At 36.6% G+C, this 13,580-nt stretch carries 12 protein-coding genes and 1 riboswitch; of the genes, 3 read left to right on the top strand and 9 right to left on the bottom strand.

The annotated features are described in order from the left end of the window. Nucleotides 1–35: 35 nt before the first annotated feature. The gene (locus tag CHRYMOREF3P_RS01515) at nt 36–824 is read left to right on the top strand and encodes a PhzF family phenazine biosynthesis protein (RefSeq protein ID WP_077417712.1); all 789 of its coding nucleotides are present in this window, start codon (nt 36–38) and stop codon (nt 822–824) included. Between the two features lie 297 nt (nt 825–1,121). Further along, nucleotides 1,122–1,943 (top strand): alpha/beta fold hydrolase, encoded by an 822-nt coding sequence (locus CHRYMOREF3P_RS01510; protein WP_047384836.1) that lies wholly within the window; start codon nt 1,122–1,124, stop codon nt 1,941–1,943. A gap of 112 nt (nt 1,944–2,055) precedes the next feature. On the opposite strand, the gene CHRYMOREF3P_RS01505 is transcribed toward CHRYMOREF3P_RS01510, so the two are convergent. The 8 genes from CHRYMOREF3P_RS01505 to pnuC all read right to left on the bottom strand — a co-directional run bounded on the left by CHRYMOREF3P_RS01505 (nt 2,056) and on the right by pnuC (nt 11,917). Then, nucleotides 2,056–2,703 (bottom strand): hypothetical protein, encoded by a 648-nt coding sequence (locus tag CHRYMOREF3P_RS01505; RefSeq protein WP_180563677.1) that lies wholly within the window; start codon nt 2,701–2,703, stop codon nt 2,056–2,058. A gap of 218 nt (nt 2,704–2,921) precedes the next feature. Next, a complete protein-coding gene (locus tag CHRYMOREF3P_RS01500; RefSeq protein WP_180563676.1) occupies nt 2,922–3,800 on the bottom strand; it encodes a glycerophosphodiester phosphodiesterase family protein in 879 nt (292 codons plus the stop codon). A 16-nt stretch (nt 3,801–3,816) separates the two neighbouring features. After that, nucleotides 3,817–5,220 (bottom strand): RagB/SusD family nutrient uptake outer membrane protein, encoded by a 1,404-nt coding sequence (locus CHRYMOREF3P_RS01495; protein WP_232538937.1) that lies wholly within the window; start codon nt 5,218–5,220, stop codon nt 3,817–3,819. Nucleotides 5,221–5,224: 4 nt separating this feature from the next. Continuing rightward, a complete protein-coding gene (locus CHRYMOREF3P_RS01490; RefSeq protein ID WP_180563675.1) occupies nt 5,225–8,449 on the bottom strand; it encodes a SusC/RagA family TonB-linked outer membrane protein in 3,225 nt (1,074 codons plus the stop codon). Nucleotides 8,450–8,520: 71 nt separating this feature from the next. Further along, complete coding sequence (locus tag CHRYMOREF3P_RS01485; protein WP_077417722.1) at nt 8,521–9,333, bottom strand: FecR family protein; 813 nt, start codon at nt 9,331–9,333, stop codon at nt 8,521–8,523. 333 nt (nt 9,334–9,666) lie between these two features. Next, nucleotides 9,667–10,161: an RNA polymerase sigma factor gene (locus CHRYMOREF3P_RS01480; RefSeq protein ID WP_180563674.1), complete on the bottom strand. Its 495-nt coding sequence runs from the start codon at nt 10,159–10,161 to the stop codon at nt 9,667–9,669. Nucleotides 10,162–10,302: 141 nt separating this feature from the next. Continuing rightward, nucleotides 10,303–11,334: a hypothetical protein gene (locus tag CHRYMOREF3P_RS01475; protein ID WP_180563673.1), complete on the bottom strand. Its 1,032-nt coding sequence runs from the start codon at nt 11,332–11,334 to the stop codon at nt 10,303–10,305. Continuing rightward, entirely contained in the window at nt 11,321–11,917 is a 597-nt protein-coding gene (gene pnuC, locus CHRYMOREF3P_RS01470; protein ID WP_077417728.1) for a nicotinamide riboside transporter PnuC, read from the bottom strand. Before pnuC ends, CHRYMOREF3P_RS01475 begins: the two co-directional genes overlap by 14 nt. Nucleotides 11,918–11,942: 25 nt before the next feature. After that, nucleotides 11,943–12,051: riboswitch (TPP riboswitch) on the bottom strand. Between the two features lie 100 nt (nt 12,052–12,151). Here pnuC and CHRYMOREF3P_RS01465 point away from each other — a divergent pair. Continuing rightward, a complete protein-coding gene (locus tag CHRYMOREF3P_RS01465) occupies nt 12,152–12,745 on the top strand; it encodes a hypothetical protein (RefSeq protein WP_180563672.1) in 594 nt (197 codons plus the stop codon). 7 nt (nt 12,746–12,752) lie between these two features. On the opposite strand, the gene CHRYMOREF3P_RS01460 is transcribed toward CHRYMOREF3P_RS01465, so the two are convergent. After that, on the bottom strand, nt 12,753–13,364 hold the full coding sequence (locus CHRYMOREF3P_RS01460; RefSeq protein WP_180563671.1) for an alpha-ketoglutarate-dependent dioxygenase AlkB family protein: 612 nt from the start codon (nt 13,362–13,364) through the stop codon (nt 12,753–12,755). Nucleotides 13,365–13,580 lie beyond the last annotated feature (216 nt).

Raw genomic sequence — 13,580 nt, 5'->3', positions numbered from 1 at the left:
AGTATCTTCGTTAGAGACAGAAATTTTTATCAATCATGAAGTTAGAATTATATCAAATAGATGCATTTACTGAAAAAATTTTCCATGGAAATCCTGCCTGTGTTGTTCCTTTAAAAAACTGGTTACCCGATGAGTTACTTTTAAAAATTGCCCGCGAAAATGCCGTAGCCGAAACAGCTTTCTTTATCAACAATGGCAGTACTGTTCACCTGAGATGGTTTACGCCCGAAATAGAGATGGACTTATGTGGACATGCTACTCTTGCTACAGCGCACTGCCTCATCTCGATCTTAAACTATCAGAGTAATACAATCATTTTTGAAACTAAAAGCGGTGAGTTAACGGTTGAGGTTAAAGATGGTGTTTACTATATGAATTTTCCTTCAAGAATGCCTGAAGCAGCTGCTCTTCCGGACAGCATATCCGAAGCACTCAATATACAGCCCAAAGAAGTTTTCAAATCAAGAGATTATATTCTGCTCTATGATTCTGAGGACGACATCAAAAATATCAAAATTGAAAGATCTGTTTTTGACCTTATCAATCTGGATCCTGGCGGTCTTGTTGTAACGGCAGCCGGTACAGACAGTGATTTTGTCTCAAGATATTTTACTCCGCAGTCCTCTATTCTCGAAGATCCTGTAACCGGTTCTGCCCACTGCTCGCTCATTCCGTTCTGGTCTTCAAGATTAGGAAAAGATACACTTTTTGCCCGCCAGCTGTCTGAAAGAGGTGGACAGCTGTATTGCGAAAATAAAAATGAAAGAGTTATCGTTGCGGGTAAAGGTAAAACCTATTCTATGGGACATTTATGGATAGAATAATATTATCCCTATCCAACTGAATAGTCAAACAACTCGTTCTAGAGAAGGATATATTGAAATGACAGCAAAAAAGGCATTAATCATCCTTGGTTAGTGCCTTTCCTGTAAAAATTTGGTTATCCAAAAGAATGCAGGCAAAAAACAGATCTGACATCCCAATAAAAATTTTTTATTAAATATGAACGAAATTAAACTAGATTAATTTCAGAGAACTCAAACTGTCCTACATTTGCTAAAGAATTAAGACAACAAAAAATTATTATACAAATTAATCATTAACATTAAAAATTTAAAACTATGAGCACACTTACATTAAAAGACGGAACTGAAATTTTTTACAAAGACCAAGGACAAGGACCAGTATTAATGTTTCACCATGGATGGCCATTATCATCTGACGATTGGGATGCACAGGTTATCTTTTTCTTACAGAGAGGCTACAGAGTAATTTCTCATGACAGAAGAGGCCACGGCCGTTCAAGCCAGAATATCTATAACCATACCATTGAACAATATGCTTCTGATGCTGCGGAACTTGTAGAATTTCTTGATTTGAAAGATGTTGTTCATATAGGACACTCTACAGGTGGTGGAGAAGTGATCCGATATGTACATAAATATGCTAACGGCAGAGCAAAAAAAGCTGTATTAATCAGCGCTGTTCCTCCGGTTATGGTAAAAAGTGAAAACAATCCTGACGGAGTTCCAATGGAAGTTTTTGATGGTATCAGAGAGCAGACTTTGAACAACAGAAACCAGTTTTATTTTGATCTGACGTTTCCTTTCTACGGTTACAACAGAGAAGGTGCAAATATCAAAGACGGAATTCAGAGAAACTGGTGGAGACAAGGAATGATGGGTGGAATTGTTGCTCACTATGACGGTATTAAAGCATTTTCTGAAACTGATTTTACAGAAGATTTGAAAGCAGTTGATATTCCTGTTTTGGTATTACATGGAGAGGATGATCAGATTGTTCCAATCGAAAATTCTGCTATAAAATCAGCGAAGTTATTAAAGAACGGTAAACTGATTACTTACCCAGGTTTCCCTCACGGAATGCCAACTACAGAACATGAAACGATCAACAAAGATCTTTTGGAATTTATCCAGTCTTAACAGAAGACAGCTATTATAAAGAAAGGTGGATTATTGCAGTCCACCTTTTGTTTTTGATAGAACAGTAAATAAAAAAGCTCCAATTAAGGAGCTTGATTTTTAACAGAACTATTTATAATACTTTTACAGTCATTTTAATAAATCTCACACTGGGAATGCATAGCAGGCCGTCAGTGTAAAGGTGAACAGCTGTTATTTGCTTTCCTTGGGAAGTTAATTGGTCTATCTTAGCTTTAAAACCATGATAAACTGTATTGGCTGCATCATTTGTCATAGGAACGCTGTTGCTTCCAAACATATCTCCATATATTTGCGCATTATCTCCGTCCTGACCTATTGTATAATCTTGAATATAACTATAATTCACACTTGAGTTATTAAAATCATTCATGGCATTGTATCCAATATAAATCTCAGTGAGACTGGTAAAAGGCCCGCCATATCCCCAAATATGTTTTGCAACAAACTCTGAAAGCCTGAGTTGATTTCTTCCATACAATGGTGCTAAATCACGATAAAGCACTTCATAAGAACTTATGTAAGGATAGTTAGGATTTACATTAATAGGATTTTGGAAATTTGATGATCCATTACATTTTAATGTGATGTTTTCACCTACCAAAAGACTGGCTCCAGATTTAGCCTTCTGTAAAGTAATTTGTTTTGAGTTTGATTCTGTATTTGCCGAAGTTTCTAATTCTTCGCCGGTTGTACAAGAAAACAATAATACACTACTTGCGATAAGTAATAGTTTTTTCATAGTTATTTAGTTTATTCACCAAATGTAGAGAAATAAGTTAATAACAAATCAGCACTCATCTTACATTAACACTTCATTACCAAACAGGAAATATTTTTTCTTCTATCGAGCTTTTTCCCATTATTACTTACGATAATCAAATTCAAATCCTTTATTCTCCATAAAATCATTATTTAATAGACAAAGCGCTGAAATCTTTGATTTCAGCGCTTTGTCTATTAAAAATAAAGCTTTTTACGTTTCAGATAATTGATAAGCTCTTTCGGTCGGTCCGTCTGAATAACGTTGACCCCTTTAGTTATATACCAATCATAAACATCCGCATTTTCCAGGACCAGATCATCATTATTTCCGGCGTTATGGTGTGGCCACAATGAATTGACCCAGATTTTGACCTTTTTTTCTCTTAAAGATTTAAAATCAATCAGATCCTTTTCCGTTGTTCCTACTGTAAATTCAAAGCCGTAGATTTTATAGTTTCTGATATAATCTGAGATTTTTTTAAGATCTTCACTTTTGCCTAACTGAATAATCGGCATATAGTGAATCTCATTTTTAATATCGCCGTATTTCTGATTGAATTCAGGGTAAGATTCGTGGCCTTTAAACAAAATCTGATCAAGCATATTTCGTTTTTTTACCAAAGGATATACCTGTTTGATGTAATCAAAACCTTTATCCAGATTCAGAAGAATTTTTCCGTCTGAGATTTCCAGAATTTCCTGTAATGTGGGAACTTTCATTTGCGTTTCCACTCCCAGACCGTCTCTCAGATGGAGTTTTTTGATTTCGTCCAGTGTAAAATCAGACGGCTTTCCTTTTCCTGTTGTCGTCCTGTCAATGGTATTGTCGTGCATCAGGATCAAGACACTGTCTTTGGTCATGGCAAGATCTATTTCAGCCATATCCACTCCTTTTTCAATTGCTTTTTTTACTGCCCATACTGAGTTTTCCGGAGCTTCTCTCCAATCCCCACGGTGGGCAACCACCATTACTTTATCATCAGGAAAATCAGAAAGTGAAATTTTCTTTTGTTGCGCAATGAACAGTGAAGAAAAAGAAAAAAGGAATACTTGTAATAATTTATTGTTTAGCATAATTTCAAATGTTTAATTAATATCCGGGATTTTGTTTAATGGCAGGGTCTGTATTGATCTGTCCCTGTGGAACCGGCATCAGAAGATGATGAGGTTTGATCTGTGCAGTACTGTAACCTGCATTATTAGTAAAATGAGCAGTCATCACAGAAATAGCCTTTCCGGTTCTTAAAAGGTCAAACCAACGGTGGCCCTCTCCTACAAATTCAAGTCTCCTTTCACGATCAATTTCATTAAGCAGAAGATCTTTTGTTGAAAGGTTTACGGGAGCAATTCCTGCTCTGGTTTTAATTTTATTCAGATATAAATTGGCATTAGCAATGTCATTCTGCTCTGCAAAACACTCTGCCATCATCAGGAAAACATCGGCTAATCTCAGCACCACAAAATTGCTTCCTCCATCTGCAATGGTATTGGATGTTTTCACCAATTTCTTACTGAAAGGAATTCCGTTTGAAGTAAGACCAATATAGGCAGAACGTCTGGTATCTCCGGCTGAATAAAGATTGTAGACTTCTTTGGTGGGAAGATTGTGTCCTTTCGCTCCCGAAACCGATCCGGAAGGGCTGAACATTTGAAATGCCGTACTTCCTTCCGAATTTCCATTCAACCCGGAAGTAAACTGTACATCAAAAACAATTTCAGCATTATTTTCATTGGTGACATCAAAAATTTTATTGACGTCAGGCAAAAGCTGGTAGCCTAAAGATTCAACCTGATTTAAATAAGTCAATGATTCACCAAATTTCTTTTGTGTCAGAAGCACTTTTCCCATAATTCCCAATGCCGCTCCTTTAGTCACTCTTCCCTTTTGCGAGGTCGTTGCCGGTAAAAGATCAATAGCTTCTTTCAAATCCTTTTCTATGGCAGAATACACCTCTGCAACAGGAGTTCTTGCCTGTCCGAAATAATCGTTAACATTTGTAGTTTCTTTTAAAACCAATGGAACATCACCATAAATTCTTACGAGGTTAAAATACATCAATGCGCGAAGAAATTTCATTTCGCCAATTCTTGTATTCTTCAGAGCATCAGTCATATCAGGAATTTTTCCAATTCTGGTAAGAATAATATTAGCCTGCTGAATACCGATATAATGATCCTTCCATGCACTTGCAATAAGACTGTTATTAGGCTGAATCGTGAAAAAATCCATTTCACCATATGTAAAAGAATCATTGGCAGGAACCTCATCATAGGTGTTATCTGAAGGCAATTCTCCGAAAGCCGGCATTGCCAGCTGATATTGTCCCGTGTATTGAAGAGCGCTGTACACTGAGATGATACCCTGCTCAATTTCAGAGGAATTGGTATAAAATTGTGATGATACTTTCTGCGCTTCAGGGTTCACATCCAAAAGATCAGACGAGCATGAGCACATCACCGAAATACTGAATATTGTAATGAATATTTTTTTCATGATTTTAAAATTTAAGGTTAAAGCCCATAGAATAAATTTTAGCGACCGGATAGTAAGCCTGATCAAATCCCTGTGTAAGAACATTATCTGAAGTGGCATCGATATTCATTCCCTTGTATTTTGACAGGGTGAAAAGATTGTTTCCTACCAGATAGATCTGTGCGTTTTCTATCCCGATATTTCGAAGCATAGATTTAGGGAAATTAAAAGCCACACGAAGCGATCTTAATCTTACATAATCTGCATTTTTAAAGTATAAATTTGAAGTTCTGGCCTCTTTTCTGTTGTTGGAAAAGTTCATATTCGGCATCCCAAAAAAACCATCAGGATTTGTTACTGCATTATAACGGTTATCAAAATAGTATTGAGAAGCCATTCCGAACCCTTCTCCTGATTCTAAAGTGGTGACCGCATCAGCATTATAGATTTTCTTACCAATTTCGCTGTACAATGAAAAGCTTAATTCAAAAAGTCCATACCTGAAGTTATTATTGAAACCGAGAATGTATTTCGGAACACCGCTTCCAAAACTTCTTTTATCGTTGGTATCAATTTTTCCGTCACCATTCAGATCTTCCATAATATAATCTCCTACCATTGTTCCGGTAATGTGTGGCGAATTGTTGATCTGTTCCTGAGTTTTATAGATTCCAAGGATATTATAGCCATACATTTCACCAATTGAACCTCCTACTTTGGTTACAGAGAAGTTATTTTCTCCTGTGATAATCTGGTTCTGCCCGTTGGCCAATGCTAACACTTCATTTTTATTAGTTGAAAAATTAAAGCTTCCCGAATACGTAAAATCTTTAGCGATAGTAAACGTTTTTGACGCAATCTGTAATTCAAATCCTGAATTTTTGATCTTACCAATATTTTGAAGTGAAGTACTGAATCCGGATTGCTGCGGAACAGGAACATCCAATAACAAACCGTCTCTGTTCAGGATATAATAATCTGCAGAAATGTTCAGTATATTCTTAAACAAAGAAAAATCAATTCCGAAATTGTTTGATCTGGACTTTTCCCAGGAAATATTCGGGTTGGGAGCGGTTGCCGTTGTGTAACCAGGTATTAAAGTTCCACCAAAATTATAATTATCCGGATTCATCAATGAAAGTGCCCCAAAATTAGGAATCTGATTATTTCCGTTGCTTCCCAGACTGTATCTGAGTTTTAAATCCGTTACGAAATTGTTTTCAGGAAAGAAATTTTCATTACTGACGGTCCAGCCTGCAGAAAAAGCATAGAAATTTCCCCACTTAGAGTTTTTCCCGAAACGCGAAGAACCATCTCTACGATAGGAAGCCATCAGGTTATATTTATTGTCAAACGTGTAATTAACTCTGGTAAAATAAGACATCAGCCGCCATTTGTACTGTGTCAATGTATTTTTAAATGAAGTTCCGCCTGCAATATTTCGGATGCTGTTATCTGGAAATGCAGTGGCTTCGGTTAAAAGCTGTGTATTATCTTCCTGCTGGAAAGACTGTCCGGCAATGGCATCCACCCGGTGAGAACCCCATTTCTGATCAAATGAAAGTAAGTTTTCAATTAAATAATTTTTGCGGATATATTCTGTTCTGTTGGCAAAAGTCACATCCGGAGCTGCCGCTCTGTACGCTCCCACGGTAGAAGGATCGAAGAAATTATATTCGTAATTTGAATAATCTCCGCCTACAGACAATCTGTATTTCAGACCTTTCAGCAATTCAAGCTCGGTGAAAATATTCCCGAATGTTTTAAATAATGTATACTTTCTGTTGGTCATTTCCTGAACAGCAACCGGATTTTCTACCAAAGCTCCGTCCGTTGCTGTATTTCCCAAAATCTGCTGAGAAATGGCAAGGCTTCCGTCATCATTATAAGGTTTAAAAAAAGGATACATTGCCGTAGCCATCTGCAAAGGATTGTAACTTCTTGAATTTTCTGCAGCATTGATTGTCCCCGTTGCATAAGACGGTGTCATGGTTACACCCACTTTCCATTTATCTGTAAGTTCAGTTGAAAGGTTGATACTGGTTGAAAATTTTTCGTAATCTGTCCCGATGACCAGTCCTTTTTGGTTAAAATAGCTTATGGTAAAAGCGTATTTGCTCTTATCGCTTCCTCCGGTAACATTCAGTGAAGTCTGACTGATAGGTGCTGGTTTCATAACAGTATTCAACCAGTCGGTATCTGTTAATCCCGGCTGCTTTGCAAGATAAGGAGCCAAATAATCGGGAATTAATTCTCTTAAAGAAGCACCTTTGCTAATTCTTGTGGCATTATTATCGGAAATACTTCTGTTACTACCTTTAGAAAGATAATTATTGTCTCTGGCTTCCTTCAGAAAAGTGGCCATATCATAAGCGTTGACCAGTTTCACATTATCACTTCTCATCTGCATTCCGTAATAGGAATCGAAAGAAACTGCCATTCTCCCCTTTTTCCCCTGCTTTGTTTCAATGATAATTACTCCGTTTGCTCCTCTGGAACCGTAGATTGCGGCAGAGGCAGCATCCTTTAAGATATCAATTTTGGCAATGGAATTAGGATCAATAGCATTCAGGTTAGAACCTTCAGTTAATGGAAGCCCGTCTACGACGATCAAAGGATTGGACCCTGCTGTCAACGTCCCGATACCTCTTACTCTTATTGATGGTGAACCTCCCGGCGTTGCATTAGCCTGAGTAATCTGAACTCCGGTTGCTTTTCCTGCAATAATATCTCCAAAATTACTGGAAGCCACTCCTTTCATCTGCTTCTCGTCAATGGAAGAAATAGAACCTGAATTGTTTTTCTTACTCTGCTTCCCATACCCGACCAAAACAACCTCATCAATATTTTTTTCTCTTGATTTTACCGTGTCTTTAATTGAATTTACATACTCTGCAGACTGTTGAGCATTGGTTCTCTGAATTTTTGCCATCGCTCTTGCATTGAGACGAACGGTTACCGTTTTCTGATCTACATTAAAATCCAGACCGACATTTTTCTTCAGATAGTCTAAAGATGCTGATAATGACTGATAGTTCATCTGAGATTCATCCACCTGGATATCTTTCAGATCTGAAACCGAATAAAAGAATTTTACGCCATGCTCTTTTGAAAGTTTTTCAAAGATTTTAATCAAAGGCGTTTTCCGCTGAATAACGGACTGTTGAAAACATTTGTTAGCCTCTGCGTAGGTAAACTGTGGCGCACACAAAAGACCCAACAACATCATGCTAATTGTTGTTTTTTTCATAGCTTTGCTGAAATTAGTTGTTATTTGACTGATTTATTTTCAATGCATCGGTAACCCCAATTACTGGTGCATTATTTTTCTAAAATGATATGATTTGCTGATTGTTTTCCTGCAGTAAGATTAAATGGAAACCCTATTGTTTTAATAACTTTATCCAGATCTCCGGTGATGTCTCCATTTATCACATTCTCTTTGTAATGCTGAGGATATGTTATGGAAACATTGTAAGTCTTCTCCAGTTGAGAAATGGCCTGCCCAAATTTCATTTCATTAAAATCAAATGTTCTTACAACATCCTGATCGTAGAAATGTTTCTCGGTTCCGTCTTTGTCAGCAAGCCAGGTTTCTTTGGGCAGAAGAAATGTTGTATTCCCTTTGAAATCAATTTTTACTTTTCCTTCCTTCAGATAGACTTTCTTATCTGTGGATCTCTGATCAAGCAAAAACTGAGTTCCCAACACTTTTACTTTAAATCCATTGGCATCAATGATAAACGGCAGCGCTTTATTTTTAGCAACACTGAAAAAAGCTTTCCCTTTAAAGGAGACATTTCTGGTTTTCTTTCCGAAATCATCTGTCAGCATCAATTCACTTTCTGGTTGCAGGATAATAATACTTCCGTCCGGCAAGGTGAATTCCTTTTGCATCGTTTCCGTTCTGAAAACCATTTGCTGATGAGATGAAGAGCTTAGAGCATTTTCAGTAAAGAACAGAGTCATCACGGTAAATAAGGGCAAAAGAACAGCCGCAGCCCACAAAAACCTTTTTGTATGGTTTCTGAATCTGATTTTATTCTCAAGCCCATTCCAGATTCGCTGATCTGCCGAATCTTTCATTTTCCGGTTTTCTTCTTTAACTGATTTCCATTGATTGTCGAAATCCATACGCTCCTTTTTGATCTTTATTAGAGAATACGCAGGAAGTGTAGAATCGTCAACCTCTATTTTTTTGATTTAACGATTTGTTCATATTGGTTGCTATTGGGTTAAAGTTAAAATTGATTTTATTTAAGATAATTATATACAATTTTACATTAATCCTGCTATCTTATTATGATGACTCTGTCATTCTGAATGTAACGCAGTGAAATGAAGAATCCAGGCTGTATATGAGATTCTTCCTTCGTCAGAAATCGAAGATTCGACGTAATCAATGACAATTTTACACCCGTTTAGAAAGAGATTTGAAGTGAAGTTTGTTATCAATATAAACGAAAGTTAAAAGAAAAAACTCAAGTTGGATCTCAGAAACTTCAGTACCTTATTAACATGCTTCTCAACAGCTGTTTTGGAAATATCATTTTCCTGAGCGATGGTAAAAAGACTGAGATTCTGGATTTTATTTTGGATGAAAAATTCACGGCTTCTTTCGGGAACCTGCTCCAGAAGATTTTCTATTTTTTTGAGCTGATCTTCCTGCTGTAGCTGTTTTTCGATTTCAGCACTTTCTTCATCCTGATTTTCCGGAAAGTTTTCAAGAGGAACGAAGATCATTTTTCTTTTACGGTAGAAATTGGAGATTTCCTGTTTGGCAGATTTAAAAATAAGTGCTTCAATTTCTGAAGGTGAGTTGGTTTTGGATAAGTACTTCCAGACATGCATAAAAATATCCTGAACAATTTCTTCAATATCTTCTTCTTCCGAAAGGTATTTGGCCACAAAAAAATACACCCTGTGCTTGTAACCGGAATATATTTCTTTAAAATGATCCATCCTTTAATACGTCTTTGAACTCAAAACTGATGGTACAAAAGTATCTAAAAGCTATCGTAATCACATTAAATTTATATTAAGTTTAAATTCTCAGCAATAACTATTCTCCGGATTTTCACAGAAATATTTTCCGCCTATTTTTCAGAAAGAAAAGTTTAAATCATCCGCTGAAGGCCTGAAATTGGAATGCATTGCTGCCGTAAAATAATCACAGAATACCTGATAAACTGCAGAATTGGTATCTGTTGCCCTGATTCCCAGCTGTATATAAACAGTAAGGATCTGATGGGATAATTGCTTGGTTAATTCTGTTCCATAAGTATGAATCTCATTCTGTTGATCATCAGAAATCTCTTTGTGATCGCTGAGTATATTTTCTATGTCTCTGGCAATACTTAATACTTTTCTTAAATGCTTTTCAACAGACTCTGCAAAACTTTTGAAACTGATCTCAGGACGAATAAGTTCTGCTTCTTCAATAAAATGAGAAGCCGTTCCCAGATAATTCACCAAAAGTGTCAAATCTGCAAAAACCCGAAACGGAATGCTGTCCAGAATATCATCCGTGAAAAAATGATCGTAAACAAAACTGTAATCTTCGCTTACTATAAGATTTTTAAGGGTAAAGGAATAGGTCCCGCTGGCTTTCATTCCCATAGATCTCCAGTTGGGGATAATTTCAGCCTGCTCTTTAGGAACTATGAATGAGCGGATGATTTCATTTCCATTGTTATCAATTATTGGTTTACCGTTTTCTGTAATCCTGGCATTCAGCGTAAAATGGGTCAGATGGGGAGCTCCGGTTGCGAAATTCCATAATCCATTGATGATATAGGTATTATCATTTTGCTTTTCCGCAGTTCCGCCAACCATTCCGCTTCCTCCAAAACAAATGTTAGAATTGGTAAACAGTAATTCAGCAATTTCAGGTTTTATATTTCTGGAAAAGTAATTGGCTCCGGCACACAATGTCAGCATCCAGCCAAAGCTTCCATCGGTTTCGGCCCAGCCAAATAATGCTTTAAGTCCTTCTTCAAAACGATAACCCAAGCCACCATATTTTTTCGGTACCCAGATCTTAAGCCATCCTTCTTCATGTATATGTTGGATCACCTTATCAGAAACTATAGAAGCACCCTGAAGGTCTTGTCTGATGTCTTTAGTACTCAGCATTCGCTTTGGTTTTAATAATTTTTTGCCATTCGATATATCCTGAGATCGCCACTAAAAATAAGAATGACGTTAAAACAGCATACAGATATAATTCTTTATGAATCATTAAAGGGATTGAAATGATATTGCTGACATTGAGGATCACCCAATTTTCAATTTTCCGTCTTGCCATCAGCCACATCCCTGCCCAGGCAAAAGCACTTACCAGAGAATCCCAAACCGGGACATCCGAATCGGTAAAATGCGTCAGAAAAGACCAGAATAAGATAAAGGTTCCCAAAACAATTCCTCCGGTAATCCATTTTTCGGTAGTTGAGGTAACAGAAATTTCCATTTCAGATTTTTGTTTCCCGAATTTCCAATACATCCATCCGTAGATGCTCATGACCAGATAATAAAGATTTAAGGTAAACTCAGCATAAAGCTTGGAAGTAAGCATCACATACAGCGTAAGCAGAATACCTGCAATCCCGAAAAGATAATTATTGACATTGTTTTTACGGGCCAGTAAGACCTGAATGACTGAAAATAAGACTCCAAACCATTCCGGTAAGGTAATTTGTTTTAAAATGTCCTGCATCATATTAATTGTTAGAAATCAAATGATGAGATGATAAGTAAGCAATCCCTACGCCGGCATTATCCGGATCAGGTGTGGAAATATATTCCTGGGTATCATCTCAGCCAGCGTTATCTGTAGCACCCCATTGTTGGGCAAAGGTGCAGCTTTTTTACGGAAAAATAAAATGCATCCTGCTTTTTATTGGGATTACGAATATTTTTTATATTTGTCAGATACACTATAGAAACGATAACCATGAACTTCTTCAAAAAATTTTTTTCAAAAAATCCAGATACAACTGGTCAGCAGCAGTCTGAAAGTCCAGGAATAGACGGAATATATACAGATGAATATTTCAGGAACAGATATACTGAAGATGAGCTTTTGTCAGAGGATGTTCTGGTTGACGGTTCATTCAGAATGTTAAGCAGCTTTTTTATCGATAATAAAGTAACACTGGCTATAGAGAACCCTGTCTACCACCCTAACAATATAGACAAGGCCGTTACTACAGAACCAGGATTTTATCAGTATTGTAAATCATTTGATCAGGAAGACAAACAGATTGGACTGATGCTAACGATAGCATTTTCATACTATATGATCCATGAATTTGGATTTAAACTGTACAGAGATAAAACTCCGGAATTTCCTTTACGATTCATGACCTTAAAATATGACAATAACGGAGGTGTTATTTCTTTATATCCTTTCGAATATTCATTGAAAGTCTTAAACGGAGAAGCTTTATTCAGCGATCTTCTGGAAAGAATTAAAAGTAATCTAGGAAATCTCCCAAGCGCGGAGGATTTACTAACTAATTTTAAACAGAACCTGTCTCAGGAATAAATTAACCTCATTCTTTATGAACTAGCCGGAATGTAAGATTTATACGTTCTTTCATAGAAGTTACAGATTTAGCGATCCGGTGTTCCCAGTTTTCCTGCAGATCTCCTTTCATAATCAGTAATGAGCCATGAGGAAGAGGCAGGCTGTATTTACTCTGATGATGATCTTTTTTCCGGAAATCAAAATTTCTGGTTTGTCCTAAACTTAAAGAAGCAATTACCGGGCGTTTTCCATATCTGCTTTCCTTATCACGATGCCAGGCAACAGAATCATTCTGATTTCTGTAGAGATTAAGCAATACGGAATTGAATTTATATTTAAACTCTTTTTCTATCCTTTGTTTTAAAGAAAACAGCTCAGGAGTCCAGAGATTATTCTCCACTTCAACATCTCCCAATGGGTAAGCCGTTTTCTGATCACCATACCAAGCTGTTAGGCGTGGTGTCAAAACCGTTTTATCATACATTTTCTGGGTCCGTTGTTTCCAGGGAGCTGTTTCAAGCAGATGATCTTTAAGGTTATCAGCTTCTTCCTGATTCAGGAAATGTTCTCTGTATTCCAGAAGGTCTTTTGGAAATTCATATAAATCTTCTGAGTCGAATAAACTGAGTTGGGTCATTTTTTCACATTTTTAAAATAGCAGAAAATCTTATGTTATCTGACGAAATGAAACTGATACAAATAATATCTGCAAAAATATTAAAAATGATACAAATCAAATCAAAAATAATTGAAATCATTCAGTAAAAGACAGGCAATGATGAAGTTTATAGGAATCGCATAATTATTTTATTCATTTAAATACATTTCCAGTTTATAATAATTCACTTTTATA

This window comes from Chryseobacterium sp. JV274 (genome assembly GCF_903969135.1).
GTDB lineage: Bacteria > Bacteroidota > Bacteroidia > Flavobacteriales > Weeksellaceae > Chryseobacterium.
The sequence above is the reverse complement of the archived record's forward strand: the minus strand, read 5'-3'. Positions and strand labels throughout refer to the sequence as shown.

What these genes read in the sequence shown, in the direction of transcription:
- CHRYMOREF3P_RS01500 (WP_180563676.1), bottom strand. Translation starts at nt 3,800, where the DNA reads ATGCTAAACAATAAATTATTACAAGTATTCCTTTTTTCTTTTTCTTCA.
- CHRYMOREF3P_RS01480 (WP_180563674.1), bottom strand. Translation starts at nt 10,161, where the DNA reads ATGGATCATTTTAAAGAAATATATTCCGGTTACAAGCACAGGGTGTAT.
- CHRYMOREF3P_RS01495 (WP_232538937.1), bottom strand. Translation starts at nt 5,220, where the DNA reads ATGAAAAAAATATTCATTACAATATTCAGTATTTCGGTGATGTGCTCA.
- CHRYMOREF3P_RS01505 (WP_180563677.1), bottom strand. Translation starts at nt 2,703, where the DNA reads ATGAAAAAACTATTACTTATCGCAAGTAGTGTATTATTGTTTTCTTGT.
- CHRYMOREF3P_RS01485 (WP_077417722.1), bottom strand. Translation starts at nt 9,333, where the DNA reads ATGGATTTCGACAATCAATGGAAATCAGTTAAAGAAGAAAACCGGAAA.
- CHRYMOREF3P_RS01510 (WP_047384836.1), top strand. Translation starts at nt 1,122, where the DNA reads ATGAGCACACTTACATTAAAAGACGGAACTGAAATTTTTTACAAAGAC.
- pnuC (WP_077417728.1), bottom strand. Translation starts at nt 11,917, where the DNA reads ATGATGCAGGACATTTTAAAACAAATTACCTTACCGGAATGGTTTGGA.
- CHRYMOREF3P_RS01460 (WP_180563671.1), bottom strand. Translation starts at nt 13,364, where the DNA reads ATGACCCAACTCAGTTTATTCGACTCAGAAGATTTATATGAATTTCCA.
- CHRYMOREF3P_RS01490 (WP_180563675.1), bottom strand. Translation starts at nt 8,449, where the DNA reads ATGAAAAAAACAACAATTAGCATGATGTTGTTGGGTCTTTTGTGTGCG.
- CHRYMOREF3P_RS01515 (WP_077417712.1), top strand. Translation starts at nt 36, where the DNA reads ATGAAGTTAGAATTATATCAAATAGATGCATTTACTGAAAAAATTTTC.
- CHRYMOREF3P_RS01465 (WP_180563672.1), top strand. Translation starts at nt 12,152, where the DNA reads ATGAACTTCTTCAAAAAATTTTTTTCAAAAAATCCAGATACAACTGGT.
- CHRYMOREF3P_RS01475 (WP_180563673.1), bottom strand. Translation starts at nt 11,334, where the DNA reads ATGCTGAGTACTAAAGACATCAGACAAGACCTTCAGGGTGCTTCTATA.